The sequence below is a fragment of the Bdellovibrionales bacterium genome (assembly GCA_016716765.1).
Taxonomy (GTDB): domain Bacteria; phylum Bdellovibrionota; class Bdellovibrionia; order Bdellovibrionales; family UBA1609; genus JADJVA01.
This window is the reverse complement of sequence record JADJVA010000020.1, coordinates 1,034,349-1,054,322: the sequence shown is the minus strand read 5'-3', so window position 1 is coordinate 1,054,322 and position 19,974 is coordinate 1,034,349. Positions and strand designations below refer to the sequence as shown.

General features: G+C 44.8%; 20 protein-coding genes and 1 pseudogene. 10 read left to right on the top strand and 11 right to left on the bottom strand.

Features of this window, described 5'->3' with window-relative positions; all coding sequences use genetic code 11:
- Positions 1-11: 11 nt before the first annotated feature.
- Genes IPL83_13715 through IPL83_13705 form a run of 3 tightly spaced genes read left to right on the top strand, consistent with a single transcriptional unit; the run spans position 12 to position 3,974 of the window.
- Complete coding sequence (locus IPL83_13715; protein MBK9040198.1) at positions 12-1,445, top strand: AMP-binding protein; 1,434 nt, start codon at positions 12-14, stop codon at positions 1,443-1,445.
- A complete protein-coding gene (locus IPL83_13710) occupies positions 1,438-2,622 on the top strand; it encodes a hypothetical protein (protein MBK9040197.1) in 1,185 nt (394 codons plus the stop codon). Before IPL83_13715 ends, IPL83_13710 begins: the two co-directional genes overlap by 8 nt.
- Entirely contained in the window at positions 2,619-3,974 is a 1,356-nt protein-coding gene (locus IPL83_13705) for an MBOAT family protein (protein MBK9040196.1), read from the top strand. The genes IPL83_13710 and IPL83_13705 overlap by 4 nt, the downstream gene beginning before the upstream one ends.
- Positions 3,975-3,976: 2 nt before the next feature.
- Here the strand turns inward: IPL83_13705 and IPL83_13700 are convergent, their stop codons facing one another.
- Entirely contained in the window at positions 3,977-5,011 is a 1,035-nt protein-coding gene (locus tag IPL83_13700) for a hypothetical protein (protein ID MBK9040195.1), read from the bottom strand.
- A 115-nt stretch (positions 5,012-5,126) separates the two neighbouring features.
- On the opposite strand from IPL83_13700, the gene IPL83_13695 reads away from it, so the two are divergent.
- Positions 5,127-6,203: a serine hydrolase gene (locus tag IPL83_13695; GenBank protein MBK9040194.1), complete on the top strand. Its 1,077-nt coding sequence runs from the start codon at positions 5,127-5,129 to the stop codon at positions 6,201-6,203.
- Between the two features lie 95 nt (positions 6,204-6,298).
- Here IPL83_13695 and IPL83_13690 read toward each other — a convergent pair whose 3' ends face one another.
- The 7 genes from IPL83_13690 to htpX form a co-directional block, all read right to left on the bottom strand.
- Positions 6,299-7,060 (bottom strand): ABC transporter permease, encoded by a 762-nt coding sequence (locus IPL83_13690; protein MBK9040193.1) that lies wholly within the window; start codon positions 7,058-7,060, stop codon positions 6,299-6,301.
- Positions 7,023-7,673: an ATP-binding cassette domain-containing protein gene (locus IPL83_13685; GenBank protein ID MBK9040192.1), complete on the bottom strand. Its 651-nt coding sequence runs from the start codon at positions 7,671-7,673 to the stop codon at positions 7,023-7,025. Before IPL83_13685 ends, IPL83_13690 begins: the two co-directional genes overlap by 38 nt.
- A 115-nt stretch (positions 7,674-7,788) precedes the next feature.
- Complete coding sequence (locus IPL83_13680; protein ID MBK9040191.1) at positions 7,789-8,811, bottom strand: ABC transporter substrate-binding protein; 1,023 nt, start codon at positions 8,809-8,811, stop codon at positions 7,789-7,791.
- 123 nt (positions 8,812-8,934) lie between these two features.
- Positions 8,935-10,521 (bottom strand): PAS domain S-box protein, encoded by a 1,587-nt coding sequence (locus IPL83_13675; protein ID MBK9040190.1) that lies wholly within the window; start codon positions 10,519-10,521, stop codon positions 8,935-8,937.
- Between the two features lie 217 nt (positions 10,522-10,738).
- Positions 10,739-11,359 carry a carbonic anhydrase gene (locus tag IPL83_13670; protein ID MBK9040189.1) on the bottom strand — a complete coding sequence of 207 codons (621 nt, stop codon included), beginning with the start codon at positions 11,357-11,359 and terminating at the stop codon, positions 10,739-10,741.
- 48 nt (positions 11,360-11,407) lie between these two features.
- Complete coding sequence (locus IPL83_13665; GenBank protein ID MBK9040188.1) at positions 11,408-11,683, bottom strand: zf-TFIIB domain-containing protein; 276 nt, start codon at positions 11,681-11,683, stop codon at positions 11,408-11,410.
- A gap of 74 nt (positions 11,684-11,757) precedes the next feature.
- A complete protein-coding gene (gene htpX / locus IPL83_13660; protein ID MBK9040187.1) occupies positions 11,758-12,666 on the bottom strand; it encodes a protease HtpX in 909 nt (302 codons plus the stop codon).
- Positions 12,667-12,771: 105 nt separating this feature from the next.
- Between htpX and IPL83_13655 the strand changes: the two are divergent.
- The 4 genes and pseudogenes from IPL83_13655 to IPL83_13640 all read left to right on the top strand — a co-directional run bounded on the left by IPL83_13655 (position 12,772) and on the right by IPL83_13640 (position 15,856).
- Positions 12,772-13,680: pseudogene (locus tag IPL83_13655) on the top strand (LysR family transcriptional regulator).
- A gap of 92 nt (positions 13,681-13,772) precedes the next feature.
- Entirely contained in the window at positions 13,773-14,303 is a 531-nt protein-coding gene (locus IPL83_13650; protein MBK9040186.1) for a TIGR00645 family protein, read from the top strand.
- Positions 14,304-14,318: 15 nt separating this feature from the next.
- Positions 14,319-15,290 carry a TerC family protein gene (locus IPL83_13645; protein ID MBK9040185.1) on the top strand — a complete coding sequence of 324 codons (972 nt, stop codon included), beginning with the start codon at positions 14,319-14,321 and terminating at the stop codon, positions 15,288-15,290.
- A complete protein-coding gene (locus tag IPL83_13640; GenBank protein MBK9040184.1) occupies positions 15,287-15,856 on the top strand; it encodes a VTT domain-containing protein in 570 nt (189 codons plus the stop codon). The genes IPL83_13645 and IPL83_13640 overlap by 4 nt, the downstream gene beginning before the upstream one ends.
- Before the next feature lie 100 nt (positions 15,857-15,956).
- On the opposite strand, the gene IPL83_13635 is transcribed toward IPL83_13640, so the two are convergent.
- Genes IPL83_13635 through IPL83_13625 form a run of 3 tightly spaced genes read right to left on the bottom strand, consistent with a single transcriptional unit; the run spans position 15,957 to position 17,863 of the window.
- Positions 15,957-16,853: a hypothetical protein gene (locus IPL83_13635; GenBank protein MBK9040183.1), complete on the bottom strand. Its 897-nt coding sequence runs from the start codon at positions 16,851-16,853 to the stop codon at positions 15,957-15,959.
- The gene (locus IPL83_13630; GenBank protein ID MBK9040182.1) at positions 16,825-17,292 is read right to left on the bottom strand and encodes a hypothetical protein; all 468 of its coding nucleotides are present in this window, start codon (positions 17,290-17,292) and stop codon (positions 16,825-16,827) included. The genes IPL83_13635 and IPL83_13630 overlap by 29 nt, the downstream gene beginning before the upstream one ends.
- Positions 17,282-17,863 carry a redoxin domain-containing protein gene (locus IPL83_13625; protein MBK9040181.1) on the bottom strand — a complete coding sequence of 194 codons (582 nt, stop codon included), beginning with the start codon at positions 17,861-17,863 and terminating at the stop codon, positions 17,282-17,284. The genes IPL83_13630 and IPL83_13625 overlap by 11 nt, the downstream gene beginning before the upstream one ends.
- A 272-nt stretch (positions 17,864-18,135) precedes the next feature.
- Between IPL83_13625 and IPL83_13620 the strand changes: the two genes are divergently transcribed.
- Positions 18,136-19,473: a HAMP domain-containing histidine kinase gene (locus IPL83_13620; protein MBK9040180.1), complete on the top strand. Its 1,338-nt coding sequence runs from the start codon at positions 18,136-18,138 to the stop codon at positions 19,471-19,473.
- Positions 19,470-19,973 (top strand): response regulator, encoded by a 504-nt coding sequence (locus IPL83_13615; protein ID MBK9040179.1) that lies wholly within the window; start codon positions 19,470-19,472, stop codon positions 19,971-19,973. The genes IPL83_13620 and IPL83_13615 overlap by 4 nt, the downstream gene beginning before the upstream one ends.
- Position 19,974: the final 1 nt, after the last annotated feature.

Below are 19,974 nucleotides of genomic sequence, written 5' to 3'. Positions count from 1 at the left end.
GGTTTTCAAAAGTGGATAATTGGGTGCACTCTCATCTGAGTGACGCAGGAAATTTCGGATCTGCGTTTTTGGTATTTAAACAAAAAGTGATGACTTATAGAGATTCCTTTTTATTTACTCAGAGAATTCACAATCTATTTAGAGAAAGAAATTGGAAAATGGGGGATTCTGCTATCTTAGTGGGATACCCGGATGATCGCGTTCCACTTTTTCTCTTGGCTGGCCTGACATATGGTCTCAATTTTCTCGTCATTGACCCTCAATCCTTTGTCGTCAAAGGGGTGGCTGCATTAGAGGATAAGTTTAATGGAGTTATTCGGCTGGATCAGGAGACCAATGGAATTATCATTCCTGAGCCTAAAATGAGGAAGAATCTCCAGCAACCTACCATGGGAGAGGAAGTGGGGTCTCTCATTGTCCTCACCTCAGGAAGTACGGGAGATTATAAATTAGTCACTTTGCCTCTCAACACCGTATTTGACCGTGCGCTGATTGAATCCAAGATATTCGGTATTCGAAGGGGAGATGTAAACTTCAACGTCTTGGGATTTTCCCATGAGCTGGGACTCACTCAAATTTTTTCAACTCTTATGCAAGGAGCGAGCTTGCATATAGTTCCGGCAGCCTTCAGTGGTGAAATATTACTTGCCATCAAAGAAATTCGTCCTGCCGGCATTGTGGCGACTCCATTTTTTTGGGAGAGAATTCTCCAGACTGTTCCCAAAAATAGTTTGTCTGGAAAAACTCCTCGTTGGGTCTCTATTTCAGGAGGTCTGCTCTCGTCACTCAATCACAAGCGGATTTCTGAATGTTTCCTCCCTGAGCAGATCATTCGCACATATGGAAAATCCGAAACCGGGCGAACGCTCTACAATCCAAATCCGAATTTTGAATGTCCTAATGACCTTGGGTTTCCCGTTCCAGGAGTGCAAGTCCAACTCATCGAAGATGAAGAAAACAAAGCGAAGAAGATAGGAGGGAAAACGAATGAGGGAAATTTGGTTCATTTTGGAAAGGGATTGAGCAAAGAGGCAAGCTTGGATGCGGAAAATTTTCAAGGTGGCCATCAAACGGGAGATTATTTTCGCGGGACTTCCAGCGAGGGATATTTATTTCTGGGTCGAAAAGATAGGATGATCAAAAGATTTGTACAGAGAATTCATCTCGAACAAATCGAACGAGACCTTGGTAAAATCGAATCCATTGAAAGAGTGGTTGTTCTGACAGATGAGGGAGAAAATCGATGGGGAACGAAGGGGAGAATTCTTGCCTTTGTAGAAATGAGGGGTACTTCTTCTGTGAAGAGTTTGCAGGGAGATATTTCAAGCATTATTCGTAAGCCTTTTATTCCTGATCAAATCATTCAAATTAAAGATTGGCCTGAAACACGATCTCATAAAATTGATACGGTAAAGCTGATCTCCATGGTGGACCAAAATGGATAGCATTGAAGTTTACTTAAACGAAAATTTATCAAAGCTCCTCACCCCTTGCTACATTTACTCGAGGGATAAACTCAATGATCAGATACACAGATTAAGAGAAAACTTACCTCTGGAGACAAAAATTCTATACTCTCTGAAGGCCAACCCGAACTCCGATATTCTAGGCCATCTTAAAAATCTCGTTGATGGCTTTGATATCAGTACACCCGGAGAGGCCGCTCGCATCTTGGAGATTGAGAAATCTCCAAACTACTTGAGCTATGTTGGGCCAGCAAAGACAAAGGCAGACATCGCGACTGTTTTGAAGGATTTCCCACACACCCATGTTGTGGTTGAGTCAACTGAAGAGCTTCATGACGTATCCAAATTGGGTAGATCACTCAATCTCAAAATCAACGTGATGATTCGATTGCATATGTCCATGGCGTATCTGGCCTCAGGCCGAAAGGTGAAGGAGCATTTTTCTCAATTTGGAATAACTGAGCATGAAGTAGAACGCGAATTTCGGTACTATCTCGCCGCGCCATTCGTTAATCTGCTCGGTTTTCATTACCATGCGGGTTCAAATTATTTGAATCACAGTTTAGTGATATCAAATCTGGCGATCTTTCTTGATTTCGTCGAAAGGCTCGCTGTCGAGTTTAGATTTTCTCCCCAATTGGTGAATCTTGGGGGTGGTTTTGGGTTAGCTGTTTTTCCCGGACAAAGCGAATTTGACTTGCCTGGATTTTGTAGACTTCTTGCCCGAGATCTTTCGCAGAGAAAGAAGAACGAATATCTTAAACAGGCTAATTTTATCTTTGAGTTGGGTCGATACATTTCGGCGCCTGCAGGGATTTTCGTCATGAAGGTGCTGCGAAAGAAAAAAATAGGCCAGAGAAGTGTGGCCATTTTGGATGGGGGATTTTCCCAAAATATGGGTTTGGTCGGTTTTGATCAAATCATAAAGAAGAGACATGTTTTTCGCGTTCTGGGTCATCCCGATGACCGGCCAGAGGAACTGGTGACTTTGGTAGGCCCCTCTTGCTACTCGGCCGATGTTTTGGTGGAAGACATCATGTTGCCATGTTTGGAAGTGGGGGACTATATTTTTGTTTGTAATAGTGGAGCTTACGGCAAATCGTTTAGTCCCACTGAGTTTTTGTGCGGCAAAAAGCCGGGTGAAGTTTTTATATGAGTTTCGCATCGCTTGATTACTTTTTGTTCTTATCGATCGTAATATTATTAAGCTCCATTTTTTCGAGACATAAGAAAATAATCATCACTGTTTCTAGCCTCATCTATTTGGGCTCTTGGGGCAGTTTGACTCTCATTGTATTTTTCGCACTTTTTATGATGAACGCTTGTGCGGTTTGGTGGTATCGCCAAAATCGATCTGCTTTTATTTTTTCTGGTGCTATCATTGGAAATTTTGGAGCACTCATTTTTTACAAGTGGCGTTTGATGAACTCCGTCGCTGGTTCTTACGGGGTGGATGTCCTTCGAGATAATCTCATACCTGTTGGTCTTTCCTATTATGTATTTCAAATGGTGGCCTACCTGATTGAATCCCAGCGCGGGTTGATCGCGAAGCCTTTTAAGTTTTCTGAGTACCTTTTTTTTAACTCTTTTTTTGCTCAAGTCACGATTGGACCGATTGAACGATTTCGTGAAATGGCAAGTCAGATACGTACTGAAGGTCAAGTAACCTCACAGGATTTTCGAATTGGCTTGTCTCTGATTTTTCTTGGGCTATTTAAGAAGATTGTCGTGGCAGATCGGTTTCTTGACTTTATTAAGCTTGGAGCTCCAGGAGAGGAGAAACTGGCCGGGCTGAGCTTGATGCTTTACCTGCTTTTGTCGTTCTTTCAACTGTATTGCGATTTTTCGGGATATACCAATATTGCCGAGGGATCAGCTCGACTATTGGGATTTAGGTTGTCTCCTAATTTTGATCGTCCGTACTTAGCGACCTCAGTTCCTGAGGCCTGGCGTCGCTGGCATATGTCCCTACTCGCATGGATCAAGGATTTCATATTTTATCCGCTTGTCTTAAAGGGCAAGCGAATTTATCCAGCTATGCTGATCTCATTTTTAATTACTGGAATCTGGCACAGCTTGAGCTGGAGCTATGTTGTGTGGGCGTTTTACTGGACGGGTCTAACAATTCTAGATAGCGAATCTCGCAGGTTTCACAGATTTAAGGAGAAGATACCTGTCTTGCTAAAACGGGCTTATGTGCTGGCCTGCCTTTCTTTTAGTACGTTGTTTTTTATGAGCCATTCTCCTGGAAATTTTTGGTCTCACTTCTTGAGACTATTTAGCTGGGAGAGCGAAGTTTTTTCCAGTTTTTGGCGGTTGGAGGGATTGCAGACGACCGAATTTGGAATTGGTTTCTTTTCCCTGATTTTTCTTTTATTTGTTGAAGTTTATTGGGAAAGCGCAAAGGAATGGCCAATGCTAGATTATCTTCGGTTAGCATGCCTTATTGTGCTCATTGCCTCTTTGGGTCGGTCAAATTCATATGAGTTCATCTATTTGTCCTTTTAGCTCTAAAAGGCTGGCGGGTCATGGGGTGTCTTCGGGTATATTTCACTTGCGATAGCCTGTGAAAGTTCCGTTCCGCCTGTGTTGTTTGTGTGGTGTCCACCTGCCATTTTTGAATTGGGAAAAAATCTAATTTCTGATGAGACAAGGTGTTGGGGGTATCTATTTTTGATGGATTCCAGATAGCGGTTCAATCCATAAAAAAATGGGTATTCAATTGGTGCTTTGAAGGTATCCAAATAGGGGGACATTGAAAGGTGCGCCACAATCTTCAGTTCCTTACAGAGATCCAGAATTTTTTCAAGAGAATGGAGGTAGTCCTGGCTGGGAGAAAAATCTCTTTGCAAATAGCTATATTCATTCATATCGGGCGAATTGAAGTATTGAACACCGAGAGATCCTCCACTGGTCTCCAAGAGTCCCTCAGTGGCGCGATTTATCTCGTACGAATCTTCATCTGAGGGTCTTTTTGCTCTGAAGAAGGTGGACCTGATGCTGGCTATCCAGGTCTGGTCAAGGTAAAGGTGATGTTGGAAGAATTTAAGAAATGCGAGCAAGGGCGAAATCTGGCTGCCCGGAAAGCTATTAAATCTCCTGGATTCATTCAGAACCTGAAAAAGCTCGGGCAATGAATAGAATCCGCTTCTGACGTATGTCGTCCAAAAGTGCGAGGTTCGAAACCCCTCGTTAAAGGAAAAACTCATGAGAATTCTCTTTGGCTTGATGTGGCGATTCAAATACCTACGGAGTAGGATGAAGGCCTCTGTTGTTCCTCCGGCCAATTGAGAGAGGTTGAGACTATTCGGAACGATCCTAGGGAAAAGAGAAAAAGTAGCAGTGGAGTCTCCGAGAATGAGGTTCTCGTAGAACGGAAGTGATTTGTTTTCAATTTGATTTTGGTTGTAGATAAGCTTGTGAGTTGATGCATGGTGAAAATGGAGTCGAAAAAGGTAGCTAAAGCAAAAATAAATCAGGAGCGTAACAGAGATGAAGCACAAGAAGCGGCGATAAAAATTAAGGAAGCTAAATATTTGGTTCATGACAAATTTCCTTCACTCTCATTTGGAAGCTGATTACACTGGAATTCTATGGTTGAAGTGCTGCCCAGTAAAGCGCGATCCACTTTTTGAGGCGGGCGAAATCTTGGGGAGTTGATTGAAATTCATTGCAATGCTGTTTCTATTGTTGTTTCTGATTGGAATTGGCTTTTCAGCCCGAGCCGATTTGGCGACCTATGAGGACTTGGGTTTATCCGAAAATCGTGTCGAGATTCTGTTAAGGGAATTGGACCAACTCAATACGGCCGCGTTTTTAGTTATGGACATTCGTGGCCGTATTTTAATTTCTCATGGACGAGTCAACGAATTATTTGATATTCACTCGATAAAGAAAGCCTTTCTCAATGGTCTATTTGGAACTCTTTGGGACAGCAATCTGATAGATCTGAATGCTTCTCTTGCCGATTTTGGAATCAATGACGACCAGGCTCCACTGACAAGAGTAGAGCTTCAGGCTACGATTTTCGATCTTTTAAAGTCTCGATCTGGAGTCTATATTGAGCCAGTCAGAGAAATGCAATACTACATCAACCGGCGGCCCCCGAGAGGGCGTGACCGTCCGGGCGAACAGTGGCACTACAATGACTGGGGCTTTGATGTTCTGGGGTATATTTTTGAGAAGATCTCGGGAGAGACGATTGCAAGTGCAATTGACAAGAGACTTCTTTTTCCCCTTGGAATTCCCAAAAGGGATCGGCACTCTGTTCTGAGTGATAAGGAGCATCGTTATTCAAGTTTTGGTTTGCGAACATCGGCAGTCGAATTAGCAGAATATGGGCGGGTTATGCTCGGTAGCCCAGTGAACGGAAAAAACCTTTTGAGCAAACCTTGGATTCATCTGAGCACAAGCACCTACTCTGATTTGGGACGGCTTGGAGGATTCGGTTTATTGTGGTGGACCTCTCCAGGAGGTAGACACTTTGGACAAAATCTTTTTAAAGAGCCGGTTTTTTCAAGCTGGGGCTTTGGAGGACAGCATCTCATTTTGTTTCCCTCCAGCGAGCTGATCCTCATTCATCTGACGGACGTAAAGTTTGGAGAGGAATCCAAAGGAGTGTCCTATGAGCAGATGGCTGAGGTGTGCAAAAGTTTCTTGGCGGCGAGATTGTCTTGGGTAGAGAAGGCGGCTTGGTTTATTAGAAAGATTTGGCTGGGGAACCAGCGAGAATCCTAGAGTTGATGTGATCTACCATAAATAGGCCGAGCGTTCAAATAGAACCGATCGAACAGAGCCAATCAAACAGAGGGAGAGGCCTCCATGAGAAGGGTTCAGAGAGCATATTGGCGACTTATCTTATTGATTGCGTAGTCAAATAGTGAATTGATCAGAAGACCCGCGACACCTATGAAAATAACTCCACTGTAAAGGTCTAATATTTTGAAGAGATCCCAAGATCGCCAAATAAAGTAGCCTATTCCATTTTGGCCGCCAGTATATTCAGATACAACCATGAGGGTAAGGCCGTAACCCGCCCCCGTTTTAAGGCCGATCAACAAATCAGGAACAACGCCTTTTCCATAGAATTCATATTGGGTCTTAAAGGGACTTACATGATAGATGCGAAATAAATCGAGTAAGGCCGATTGATTCAGTCGCAAAAATCCTGCGTAAATATTAATGTAAACCAGAAAAAATACGCCCATGGCAATCATTGCAATTTTGGATAGGTCCCCTAGGCCAAAAATGAGAAGAAAGAATGGGACCAAAGCCACTTTTGGAAGAGGATAGAGAACAGCTATCCATGGATCAATGAATTTTTGAAAGAAGTCTTTTGACTTAACCAGGTAGGCTAAAATCACGGCTGAAGTAGCTCCAAGAAGTCCACCAATCAAAAAGCGCCGCGAACTCGAGATGAGATGAACCGAAAAATCAGGGTCCTGAAACAGAAGTTCACAAAGACGCCAAAGTATTCTCGTGGGAGGGGGAAAGATACTGGAGTCGACAAAGTTTTGTCGCGCAAGGATCTCCCAAATGAATGCCACTGAGAACAGACTAATGAAGCCTATTCCAATTCTGTTTGTTATATTCATCAATTAAAACCTTAAAAAGAGCAGAATACTCGCCTATGTAAGAAGGATTGGCACGTAACTCAACAATTGAATCAGCTAAAATGGGAGGTGAAGGACTCGCGGCAAGATTTTTGTCTTGGGCTGAGCAAATAAGAATTCGATGGGCTAAAAGAAGGGCCTCATCTATGTCGTGGGTCACCAGTATCACGGCAGCCCCCGTCGTTTGCCAGAGTTCGCGTGCAAAAAGATAGAGCTCGCTTTTTAGTGCCATGTCGAGGTGAGAAAAAGGCTCATCCATCAGAACAATCTCAGGATTTGATGCAAAAGCTCGAATCAGTGAAACTTTTTGTTTCATTCCCCCCGAGAGATCACGGGGATAAAGAGCCTCGTAGGAACTCAATCCAAAACGATTTAGCAATTCCTTACATTTTTCAAAAGTCTCACTGGTGTTCTTTAGAAAAACCCGAAGATTTTGCATGACATCAAGCCAAGGAACAAGTCCTGAATTTTGGCTAACGTACCCCCATTCTTGCACTTGGGAAGAAAGCTGAATCTGTCCCAAATCTGGCTTAAGTAGGCCGGCCGCCAATCGAAGAAAGGTCGTTTTTCCAGAGCCACTTCCACCGATGAGCACGACTATCTCTTTAGGCCTCAATTCAAAGTCGAGCGACCTAAAAATTTCTCGGGTTCCAAAGGAGAAGTGAACATCCTTAAATACAATCAACTCATTTCTAGGCGGCGACAAATTATCAATTGGTGGCATTGTCTAAAAGTGTGGTCGCTTGATTTGCAAATTCTAATTCTACAACTTCCTCGACTTTGAGAGGCTTAGTTAAGTATTTCCTATTCCGATACCATTCCAAATCCTGTTGAAGTGAGGTTAAGTCGAGAAGACCATTGTTATTTAATCCGACGGGTCGCATTTCAGTCCATAAGGTATCTTGACCGACCGGAATGTGTTTTTTCAGGGATACAAGGAGATCCTTATCAAAAGACTTGTTTTCAATTGACTTGTTGTAAAGTCGAACCCCTCGCAAATATGCCTTCATAAATTTAATTCCATCAGCAGGGCGTTCAGAAATAAAATTGGGAGAAAAGAAAATAGCTGCACTTTGTTGACGAGGGTGCACTTCCACCCCGCCCACCACTCTTTTTCCGATGCCATCTTTTTCTGCTTGAGTCAGGAATGGTTCTAATTGAATGCAAGCGTCGATTTGTTTTGTTCTGAGCGCAACATTCATTTCGGCATAGGAAAGCTTAACGAAAGTTACGTCTTTGGCCGTAAGGCCTGCTTTTGCAAGAAATCTTTCGGCGATTATTTGTTGGGATACTCCGTCCAAAGCAGTAAGACCCATCTTGAATCCCTTTAGATCTCCGAAATTCTTATATCGTCCATTGGCAAGATGATCTTCACGAACGAGGAGACCTATGTAGTCGCGGTCTAATGCCAAATGACCTTTATCAGCGACGAGCTTGAACTGTTGTCCCTCTGTCATCGCATTAAAGAGGCCAGAAGTCAGATTTCCCGCTCCGACATCTAACTCTCCCTTGGCGAGTAGAAGAGTCATGGGGGCTCCGGAGTTTTTAAAGTCAGTGACATTTACATCGAGTCCTTCATCTTTAAAATATCCTTTATCCATAGCGATATAGATCCCGACACTGCTGACAACTGGAGAAGATCCAACTTTTATGGGCCGATTACCTGTCGCCCCTGAAGAAAGAAAAGAAAGAAGAATAAATAGAGATAAGGAGAGCTTATAGTAATTATTCAAAATGAGACTCCTTGAAAAGGGAACGACTATATTCAAAAAATATCTAATAAAATGCAAGGGAGATCTGCATTATTGTGATTTGACCTGAAAGAAGAAGAGAAGGCCGATTGATGTCGGCTCATATTATGCCGATATCTTTTGTGATTCGGAGGCAAGTGGAAGACGAATCACGAATCTCGTGTGAGGTGACGAATCATCAAGAGAGAGGGTTCCAGAGTGGCCTTCAATAATCTCTTTTGAAATGCTTAGGCCAAGTCCCGTACCTTTTCCGACTGGCTTGGTGGTAAAGAATGGGCTCATTATTTTTTCTGCAATTTCCTTTGGAATCCCATGACCACTGTCAGTGATGCTGAGATCAATCAGATACTCGTTGACTCGCAAAATGCCCAATTCGATCCACTTTTCCTTCTGATCTTTTGTCGCGTCGTATGAGTTACTCAGTAAGTTCAAGAGGACCTGAGAAATCTGGCACGAGCGTGTGCTTATGTTGACATCTGGAATGGTTGCAATTTTGAAGACAATCCCGGAGAGATGAAATCTCTCTCTGCAGAGCTCAATGGTTTCGTTCAGTGTATCTTTTAAGGGTGTCAACGCGAAAGGGTCCCGGTCTGCGTTTCGCGAGAATGACTTGAGACCCTTAATGATTTGCGAAATTCTGTCACAAGTAGACATAATTGTATCAAGGTGCTTAAAGGCTTCTGCTGAGGCTTTTGGTTCCAGTGGACCAATTGAATTTCGAGTGAGTATTTTATGAATCCGAGAGGATAGCCCTTGAATAATAGCCAATGGATTATTGATTTCATGTGCGATTCCGCCCGCCATTTGTCCCAATGTGGCCATTTTTGAGGCCTCTTTGAGGCGTGTGCGTTGGGTTTCGTTTTCGAGCTGTTGTTGGATAGAGTTACTGACGTCCCAATCACTTCCTAGGACCCGTACAATCTTTCCTTCGTTGTCATAAAAACACTCCGCGTAGAACTCGATATACTTAATTCTTCCAGCTTTTGTTCTAATTCTAAATACCGATCGGACATTTGGTTCTTTTTTGGAGAAGGCGAGTGACATAACACTTTTTATTTTTTCAGAATCTTCCGGAAGAATCGATCTGAAAAAAGTGTCGTAATCTGGAGAAAACTTGTCACACTCGATTTCCATGAGGTCGTACATGTTCTTATCCCAGACGATAGTTCCCGTTTTTAAATCCCATTCCCAGAGGCAAAATGTTACGGATCGAACAGCGACTTCATGGCGTTCTTTAAGTTTGGTAAGGGCTTGGTTCAAGTTTACCAACTCGGTCACGTCATTGAATGTCGAAATCACTTGATCGGGTCCCCGCTCCGATGAATTTCTTTGAGAGAAGAGCGGAACCGCATTTATTTTTATCCATCGTCTCGCAGAATTGGGCTGTTCTATTCCCATAATGACATTTTTTTGGTTTTGGCCCGTTTTTAGAGCCAGCATTGCGGGGTGCTCGTTTCCCGGGAAAGGGGAGCCATCCTGACGAATGGATTTCCATCTGGGATCCATGGAAGTTCGACCCAGTAACTGATCCGAGGTGAGGCCTAGTATTTCAAGAGCTGCAGGATTGAAGTCGATGATACCGCCCCTGCTGTCATGGAGGACAAAGCCTGTGACAAGCGATGAAATGATAGCATCGAAATGTGCACTTGATTTTGGGGAATGAGAATTTTTCGATCCGCCTGAAGAGGACAAATGGTCTCCTGAATTTTGCTAAGTGTCCTTAGTTCTTTCTGTTTCGTTCAATGCGTAAATACCCACTTAATTTGTCGGACGGTAATTGTGGGCGGCTGAGTCCAGTCTTAAAATGGGTCATTTTGGCCCTAAGGATGTGCACTGCTTTTCTTAGATCTAAGGGGATTGTCTCCGACGGCTCCGAGTAAAGACCATCGCTCGGTTGCCGTCTCGGCGCTCACTTCAGAAAGTCCACCCGGCCCGAAGCAAGATTCAATACAACGCCCCAAATTTTGAGCTGATTTTTATAAACAAGTTCCTCGATCAAACGGCTCGAATTCGATAGTTGACTGACAGAAGCTCGCACATTTGCCTCGATGGCGCGATTCAATTTTTCTTCAGGTGAAATCCCCGAAATTTGTGAAATAGGATATATGTGAGGTCGAATCCGACTGACAATATCCTGAATGTTATCGGAAGAAGACGCCAGGGAACTTTCAATATGCTTGAGTGTTGCAGTGACTGCTCCACATTGAGTATGTCCCATCACCAAGACTAGATTTGTTTTAAATGTGCTGGCCGCAAATTCCACACTTCCAATGAGGGATGGCGCCACTACATTGCCCGCCACACGGATGACGAATAAATCTCCGATGTCTTGATCGAAAATCATCTCCACAGGGGCTCGAGAGTCAGAGCAGCACAAAACGATCACTTTTGGCGATTGGCCAGATATTGCAAACTCTTTGAGTTTTCTTAACGAAGATTTTGAGGTCTGGAGTGATCTTCCTTCAAGAAATCTTTTATTTCCTTCCTTCAATTCTTGTATGATTTGGTTTTGTCTACTTTCAATGGCCATATCTCCCTTGAAAATCAACTAAATGCCAAGCCTAGTCAACAGCTGAGTTCAATCAAATATGTCAGAAAGAAAGGATTTTTTCTTTTTATAGTAATGCTCATTTTTATGGCCGTGGTCGCGGTCGTCGTCGTCTCTTCTGTAATAACTTTTCTTTGGCGAGTCCTGAATGATGGGCATGGGATTGGCCGGAATCGCCCGTTCGATAAGCTTGTCAAGTTCACCACGATCTAGCCATACACCACGACATTCGGGGCAGTAGTCAATTTCAATCCCTTGTCGCTCTGACATCACCAGCCTAACTTCCTTGCAATTTGGGCAGTTCATTGTCCTTCCTCCGCGTTTTTGTTTGCGTTCACTTTATAGACCACATTCGATTGATCGATCTAGGGCTATTTTGTCTAGACAGCTGTTCTCAAACGTTCGATTCTTTCCTCCAGCGGCGGATGGGTTGAGAAGAGTCGCATAATTCCACCTGGCCGACTTGATATTTTAAGGGCTTGAATAGATGGTTGAGCGGCTGGGTCGATCTCCTCGAAGTTTCGCTGCAAACTTTGAAGCGCCTGTATCATATTTTGACGGCCCGCCAAACGAGCACCTCCTTTATCTGCCCGAAACTCCCGATAACGAGAAAACCAGGCGACCACCATTGAACCGAGAATCATGAAAACAATCTCCAAAATAAACTGAATCACATAGTAGGCTATCGGGGCACCAGAGCCCTCCCTGTCCTCAGTCTTGTTGCCAGCCATGACGAGAGCAAAAGCGATCGCGCGCGCAAGGAACATCACAAAGGCATTCACTACGCCCTGGATCAACGTCATAGTTACCATATCGCCATTGGCAATATGGGCGATTTCATGCCCCAAAACGCCCTTGATCTCCTCTCGCTTCATGCTTTGAAGCAGCCCAGTGGAGACAGCGACAAGAGATCGTGATTTGGTTGGTCCCGTAGCGAATGCGTTCACTTCCGGAGAGTCAAAGATTCCAACTTGAGGCATAGCCGGCAAATGGGCCGATTTTGCGAGGTCGTGGACCATTTGAAGGAGTTCTCGCTGATCGAAATCTCTTGTGTCAGGATCGATAATTTGAACACCCATCATCCACTTAGCCATGATTCGAGAAAGCGCCAGTGAAATGAAGGCTCCACCCATGCCCCACACAAGGCAGAAGATCATGAGCGATTGGAAGTCGAGGCCATATTGGGTTAAATACGGTTTGACTCCCAACAAATTCAAAATGAGAGAAATGGTGACCATCACGAGCAGGTTCACACCTAAAAACAAACCAATTCTTTTTGCCCAAGCCATAAAAGAGCACCTCCAAGAATACAGCCAGTATAGCCTTGACGAAAACTTATTAAAAGACGATAAATTCGATCATATAGTTTTGTTTAAACAAATTATTAAATTTATATTCCTATCGGAGTTTGAGCGATGCAGTGGTTGAACTATCATCACCTTTACTATTTCCGAATGATTGCAACGGAGGGTGGAATTGCAAAGGCCGCCGAAAGGCTCCGCTTGGGTCAACCGACTCTTAGTACCCAACTCAAGCAGCTCGAAGAAATGCTTGGAAAATCTCTGTTTGAGCGTCGCAATCGAAGAATGATCCTCACTGACGCTGGGAAAGCCGCTCTTGACTATGCCAACGAGATTTTCAGACTTGGCGACGAGATGATTGAGGTTCTCAAGGATCGGAGCATTGGCAATCAGATCCACCTTCAGGTTGGCGCGCTTGATAGCGTACCAAAAAGTGTCATCCTTTCTTTAGTGAAAGAGGCTTATAAAATATCTCCATCGTGCACGGTGTCCATTTTAGAGGGAAAAGGTGATGAGCTTTTTCGTGAGCTTTACAACCATAAGCTCGACCTCATTCTATCTAATTTTCCGCCGCCAGCCTTGGAGCAAAGGCAAGTTTTTTCCAAATCTGTGGCAAAGCTACCTGTAGCTATATTTGGTGCCGCAACTTTTCGCACACTCAAGAGATCCTTTCCGCATTCTCTCAACGAAAAACCCTTTGTGCTTCCAACGGCACACAGCAAGCTCAGACATGATCTTAATCACTATTTTAGGCTCCAAAATATTTCCATCATTCCTGTCGCTGAGACTCAAGACACGAGCTTGCAAATATTATTCGCAAAACAGGGGATCGGGCTTGCGCCCCTTTCCGAGGTATCGACAGAGAATTTAGTTCAAGCGGGAGCTCTTCAGCGGATTGGGACGTTAAAGGGTGTCTACGAAGAAGTGTGGCTTGTTTCAGCTCAAAGGAAACTTGAAAATCCGATCGCTGCAAAGCTCGTAAAAAGCTTCACATTGTATTAGTTCGGTTAATACGAAGCGTCGTATTAGATTTATCTAATTTTAATAATAGAGTAAATTCGTTAGAGTCACGTTTTTTGAATTGGGGGACAACCTTGAAGAAGTTAGAGAATATTTTCGAAATTGTCATTTTTTCCAGCAGATGGATACAGGCGCCCATTTATGGCGGTCTTATCGTAGGGTCCGTTCTTTATACCTATAAATTTCTGGTCGAGCTTGTACACCTCTGCGTGAATGTAAATTCAGTTACGGAAGAAGTTCTCATGCTTGGAATATTAACCCTAGTGGATATTGCGATGGTTTTGAACCTGCTTATTATGGTCATCATTGGTGGGTATGCAACATTCGTCAGTCGTATCCATCTGGAAAATCATGAGGACCGTCCTGACTGGCTGGAAAAAATCAACGCTGGAACTCTGAAGGTGAAATTGGCTGGAGCTTTGGTCGGTATCTCCGGAATCCATCTTCTGAAATCATTTGTCGACATTGGCAAGAAAGATACAGATCAGATAAAATGGCAAATTATTATCCATGTCGTGTTTCTATTTTCCACTCTCGCGCTTGCCTACACTGAAAGGGTACTTCATTTAGCTGAAGGCGGTTCCACGAAAATAAAGCATTCCTAAAAAGGGGGGTTGAGAATGTCGGGATTCGCCTCCGAAGTTTCCGCTGCACCATCATGGCTTTGGGTCGCATTTACCCTTGGCGTTCTTGTGTTGTTGGTCATTGATTTAAGTCTATTTGGGCGTGGAAATAAAAAGATTCAGACGAAGACAGCTTTGATTGAAAGTGGAATCTGGATAGCGATTGCAATCTGTTTCAATGCCTGGTTTGCGGTGTCATTTGGGGCTGAACTTGGGCTCGAATTCTTGACGGGCTATCTGGTGGAAAAGAGCCTGAGCGTTGATAATCTCTTCGTGATTTTACTCATTTTCAGCTCCTTCCGAATCCCTGAAGTTCATCAACATCGAGTCCTTTTTTATGGTGTCTTGGGCGCTATCGTACTGCGAGCTGTATTTATTCTTTTGGGTGCTCATCTGCTCCATTCGTTTCATTGGGTTCTTTATATTTTTGGACTCATTCTTGTTGTCACAGCAATTAAATTTTTGCGTGAAACCGATGAAAGAGTTGATGTTAAGAAGGATTGGTCGATTCGCCTCTTGAAAAAAATTCTTCCCACGACCGACAAATCAAGTGGAGGTCATTTCTTTGTTTTGGAAAACGGTGTACGAAAGGCCACACCGCTTTTCCTCGCGCTTGTTGTGATTGAAGCCACTGATCTCGTTTTCGCAGTGGATTCCATTCCCGCAGTATTTGCTGTCACACAAGATGCCTTCGTTGCCTTTGCCTCGAATATCCTAGCAATTTTGGGTCTTAGGGCTCTTTATTTTGTTCTTGCGGATTGGGTTGGAAAAATGCGCTATCTGAAGCCGGGTCTTGCCGCCATTTTGGGATTTATAGGTGTTAAAATGCTTTTGGTTGATTTCTTCAAAATTCCCAGCTGGATTTCTTTGCTTGTTATTTTTTCCATCCTGACAACGGCGGCTCTCAGCTCGTGGTATGTGGCAAGGATAGAGACAAAGCATAGGGAGAAGACGGATCCATTTATATGATCTCAGAAAGAATTCATCAGAGAGTGAGAGACTACATTCGGTTGCTTCAGCGTTTTGTCGACCGTTCTTGGTATCCGCCCTTCATAGGATTTCTTGCTGCCCTCGACAACATTGTAATTGTTATTCCAAACGATGGGATTTTGATTTCAAGTTCCATGCTAACTCCAAAGCGCTGGTTTGTTCTTGCTCTGAGTGTGGCTGTGGGGTCGAGTCTTGGAGCGCTTGTATTGGCCGCTCTGGTCGAGCTCCAAGGGCTTCCTTTGATTCTTGAAATGTATCCTGGGGTCAATGAAACTCAAGCATGGCAATGGTCATTGGAATTTTTTGAAAAATACGGTCTTCTTTTAGTTTTCGTTGTAGCGGCCACGCCCTTCGTGCAGCAACCAGCAATCATTCTGGCGAGCCTTGCGGACACTCCTCTCTTTCAGCTTGTTGCCGTTATTTTTTTGGGTCGCCTTATCAAATTTCTCATTATGGCCTACATTGGTTCTCACGCTCCCCGTTTGCTGACAAAAATGTGGGGAGTTAAGGGCGAACTGAAAGATGTCGGTATCAAACTAAAATAGCGCCTAGATACCTAAATGGCCAAATGCTTCTTAAATTCATGATCTCAATCATGATTGCAGTGGACTATTCTCCGCTTAGATTCAGAGTTTTTCATTGAGATCACCGTCCCCAGCGCCTCTGAATCATCAAAACAACGGATTTCCCTAGGCTTGTGTTAACGGGACTCCCAAAAAGAGTCTGGTCTGAATAGCTCAAATTCCCGGCCCACTCATCATTTGTCAAATAGCTTGCAGAGAGGAGTGCTGTGGTATGTCTCTCGGGCAAACCCTTGGATGCGGTATTCCCTCGAACATCAATGGGATCTTCATAGGTCCATGTGAGAGATCCTCCGATGCGAATGGATTGAAGATTGTACCCGCCCCCCAATCCAAAATTTCCACCAAAACCTGGCACAAGGCTGCCTTGGATTTGGGAATTAGAAACACTCTTTGAAAACGAACGATGAATTTCCAATGAGCTAAAAAGATCGTATTTGCCAACGGCCTTCGTGAGAAGAGTTCCTAGTCCGAGGGCCCAGAATCCATTGCCGCGACTGTCTAAGCCTCCGACCTCCGATTCAGCGCGAGATTTGCCTGTCGGAAGTGTCAGCTGAATATAGCCAATCCCTTTCGGTCTGATCAGGTTATAGTCCCAATCTGGAAGATATTCGTAGCCGATTGTTGTGGAGATATCCCCAAGTCCTGAGAAATCTTGATTCATGCGTGATCGCTGAACGAGAGGCAGCGCGAATCCAGTCTGCCAACGATCGGAGATGAGATGAGCGCCTTCTATTCTGAAAGACTGTATCATCTGATGCTCGTCCCATTTTCTCCAAATACCGCGAGAGTCGACATTATCAATCGCGACTTCTGTAAATGAGTACGAGGTTGTCAGTTGAGCTTTATCGTCTCCCGCGATGATCGCAGGCGCGGCAACCCCTCCTCCGCAGCAAGCGGCGGCCCATGAAAGCGAAGGAGCAAAGACAAAGTTAGAAAATAAGAGTAACCACAGTTTCATCTTGAACCGTATTCCCATCTTTGACTTGAAATTTCAGTTCCCACTCGCCAGGCATAACAAAGAAGACATTCTTCGCTCGATAGCTTCCGGTGTCAACCTGCTCAACGAAGGTGGGGTTTGAGCCGTGGCCCATCGAGGGCATCCGCAATACCAATACGGGAACGGAGGGTAGGTCGACAGGAATTGGAGAGTCATCGAGGGCATTGGCCCGGACGACCTTAAAAAGGAGAGAGCCAACCTGAGTTGATGTTGGCATTTTTTCCCACTGCCATAATAAACAATAACCGGAATTTTGAAAACGACTTTCACAATCTGTCACTTTCTGAATCTGAGAGGTGTTTCCTGAAGAAGTCGGTTGTGCAGTCTCGTATCTGGGTTTTGCGCAACCAAAAAATCCAATGACTAAAAAAGCCAGTGTCAGATTTTTTCTACCAGACATGACTGCCTCCTCGGGAGATCACGCAGCCGAGAGTTCTGCCCTCAGGGGTTTTGACCTTGTGTCCAGCCGCAAGGTCATTCAATGCCTCTCTGAGGTACTTTTGATCGGTCTTGTCATCAAAGTGGCGACTGCTTGAAACGCCGCCTTGATAGGCTGTCGTTCCATCTTTCAAAACCACGAATGCATGGGGCGTTTTGAGTGCCTTGAACTCATCAGCGAGTTTTGTTCCCGAATCCCGCACGACAGGAAAAGGAAGATTTGCGGTCTTGAAGTAAGTGGCTGTGACTTCCTGGCTCTCAGTTGTATTTGAATGAATTCCGACAAAATCAAAATCTGAGAAGTCTTTACTCAGGTTTTTTAGTTCGACGAGATGACTGTTTGAACAGGGACAAACAGCTGAAAGAAACACGACCACGAGCCCCCGTTTTGGAGATTTTCCCGCCTGGACTGGTCGGTCATCAACGACAGATTTACCCGAAATCTGATGAGGAAGTGCTGCCGCACCAGATCCATTCAAGAGAAAAAGAAACGCGAAAAAAAATGAAAAGAACAAGGCGACAGAATTCATCAAGTCAACAGTAGGCGTCTCCGCCCACAGCTCCTCTGAGAGCCGAACGGGCGCTTGCTACCCATCAGGCTCTTCGATTTGTGTTTCAACTCTGAACCAAGTTTACTGGTGACGTCAATCATATCGTAACCCAGTAAAGCTATTGCAAGTGGAATGAACATGAGGTTCGTGAGATAGCACGAAAAACAGATAAATGGAATGGCAGCGCAACATGATGTTGCATCAGGAAGTCAAGTATTTCCAATTCCCTCGATTTCAGTTACAAAACGGGACTGATGCCACTCACCGAGGTCGATATTTCTAATCTGCACGAAAATCCATTTGAGCCTGTGACTCGCACTTTCAATTGGGTGACGTCAATGCTCGGCCGCTTCTTTCGCTTCGCGGACATTCCTGCAGGGGGTGAGTTGGCCAAGCTACTTTGGCTCATTCGAATGCGGTGGCTCGCCGTGGGCTTGTTCTTTGTGCTGACTGGGCCAGCTTTGATGATGGGGTTGTTGTCTCGAGAAACTGTTTTTGTCTACCTGGCAATGGTGAGTGTCTTGCTCGTGGTGAACTTATTGACCCAGTTGGTCGTCGCAGAGCAAGGGCGTTGGATCGGTCCATTCTGGATTTGTTTTCAGATGGCGTTCGACCTCTGCGTCTTGACGACTCTTCTTGTGATCACGGGTGGACTTGCGAATCCGTTCGTCGTTCTGTTCCTCCTTAACGTAGCAATCGGTGGGCTGCTCATTCCAGGACGCCTGAGTTGGCCGTTTCTTTTTCTGGCCCATACCTTTCTGGCCTTCCTCCAGTTTCAGTTTGCGATAAAAGATATTGGTGAAATCAATTCAAGTCTGTTGGGGACATTTGTCGTTTGTCACTTTCTCGTCTTGGCGTTTTGGCTCGTGATGCGCTCGCTCGGAGTGCACCTTGAGCGTCAGCTCAAGCGCGAAGCTCAGGCGCAGATGATCATCGAAAAACAGGACCGGCTTCGTGCCATTGGTGCTCTCGCCGCAGGCTTTTCGCATGAATTTGCAAGTCCTTTGAATTCCGCAAAGATTCGTCTAGAGCGTGCGTGCCACGAGCATCCCACGGAGGACATCACTGAAGCTCTCGAAGCCGTGAAGGAGTGCGAAACCGTTGTTCACCAGATGAATTCCTCTCAGATGGACAGCCGTGATTTCGCGTTCAGGGAGGTCATACTTGCTGATTTATTGAAAGATATCGTAGATTCTTGGAAAGAAGAGCATCCAGAAACCTCTGTCCGACTTAATTATGAGGACCGTTCTTCGGGTATGATTCCTCCCATCAACTTCGCCCAAGCTGTTTTGAATCTGCTCGACAACGCCGGAGAAGCTGCACCAGCAAAAGAAATCGACGTTGCTTTGCGATGTTCAAACGACCGTTTTCATCTGCAGGTGTCGGATCAAGGGCCAGGCTTCACTGCTTCTGTTCTCGCTCGGTTTGGAGAACCATTTGTCACGACCAAGGCTACGGGAACGGGCCTCGGCCTCTATGTGTCGCATCTTTTTTGCCAGTCTTTGGGTGGATCACTTACCATTAGGCAATCTGAAGAACTCGGTGGTGCGGAGGTGCACCTTGAGTGGCCCAGACAAAGGGAACGGGCATGAAAAAGTCCCTTCTCATTCTCGAAGATGACCTCCGATTGGCCCGTTCTTTGGCAAGAGAATTTGAAGACCACGGGTATGAGGTGTCGATTGCGGAGTCTATTCGAGAAATTTCTGAGCGTCCGGTTTTGTTCGCTATCGTTGATCTCAGGCTTGGTGGAGAGTTTGGTCTTGAAGCTATAGAAAAGATCAAACGGTTCTCTCCTGAGAGCCGAATTGTGATTCTCTCTGGGTATGGCAGCATTGCAACTGCGGTCGAGGCGCTAAAACGAGGGGCGGTGGACTATATCACTAAGCCAGCGAGCTACGCTCTCATTGAGGCTGCGCTTTTGGGCAAACGAACACTTCCTGACCCTGAGTTCAAAGCTCCTTCGCTTTCTCAAGTCGAGCACGATTACATCGATTTCATTCTGACCAAAAATGAGGGGAACATTTCAAAGACAGCTAGAGCTTTGGGGCTTCACCGTCAAAGCCTTCAGAGAAAACTCAAAAAGTACACTTAAT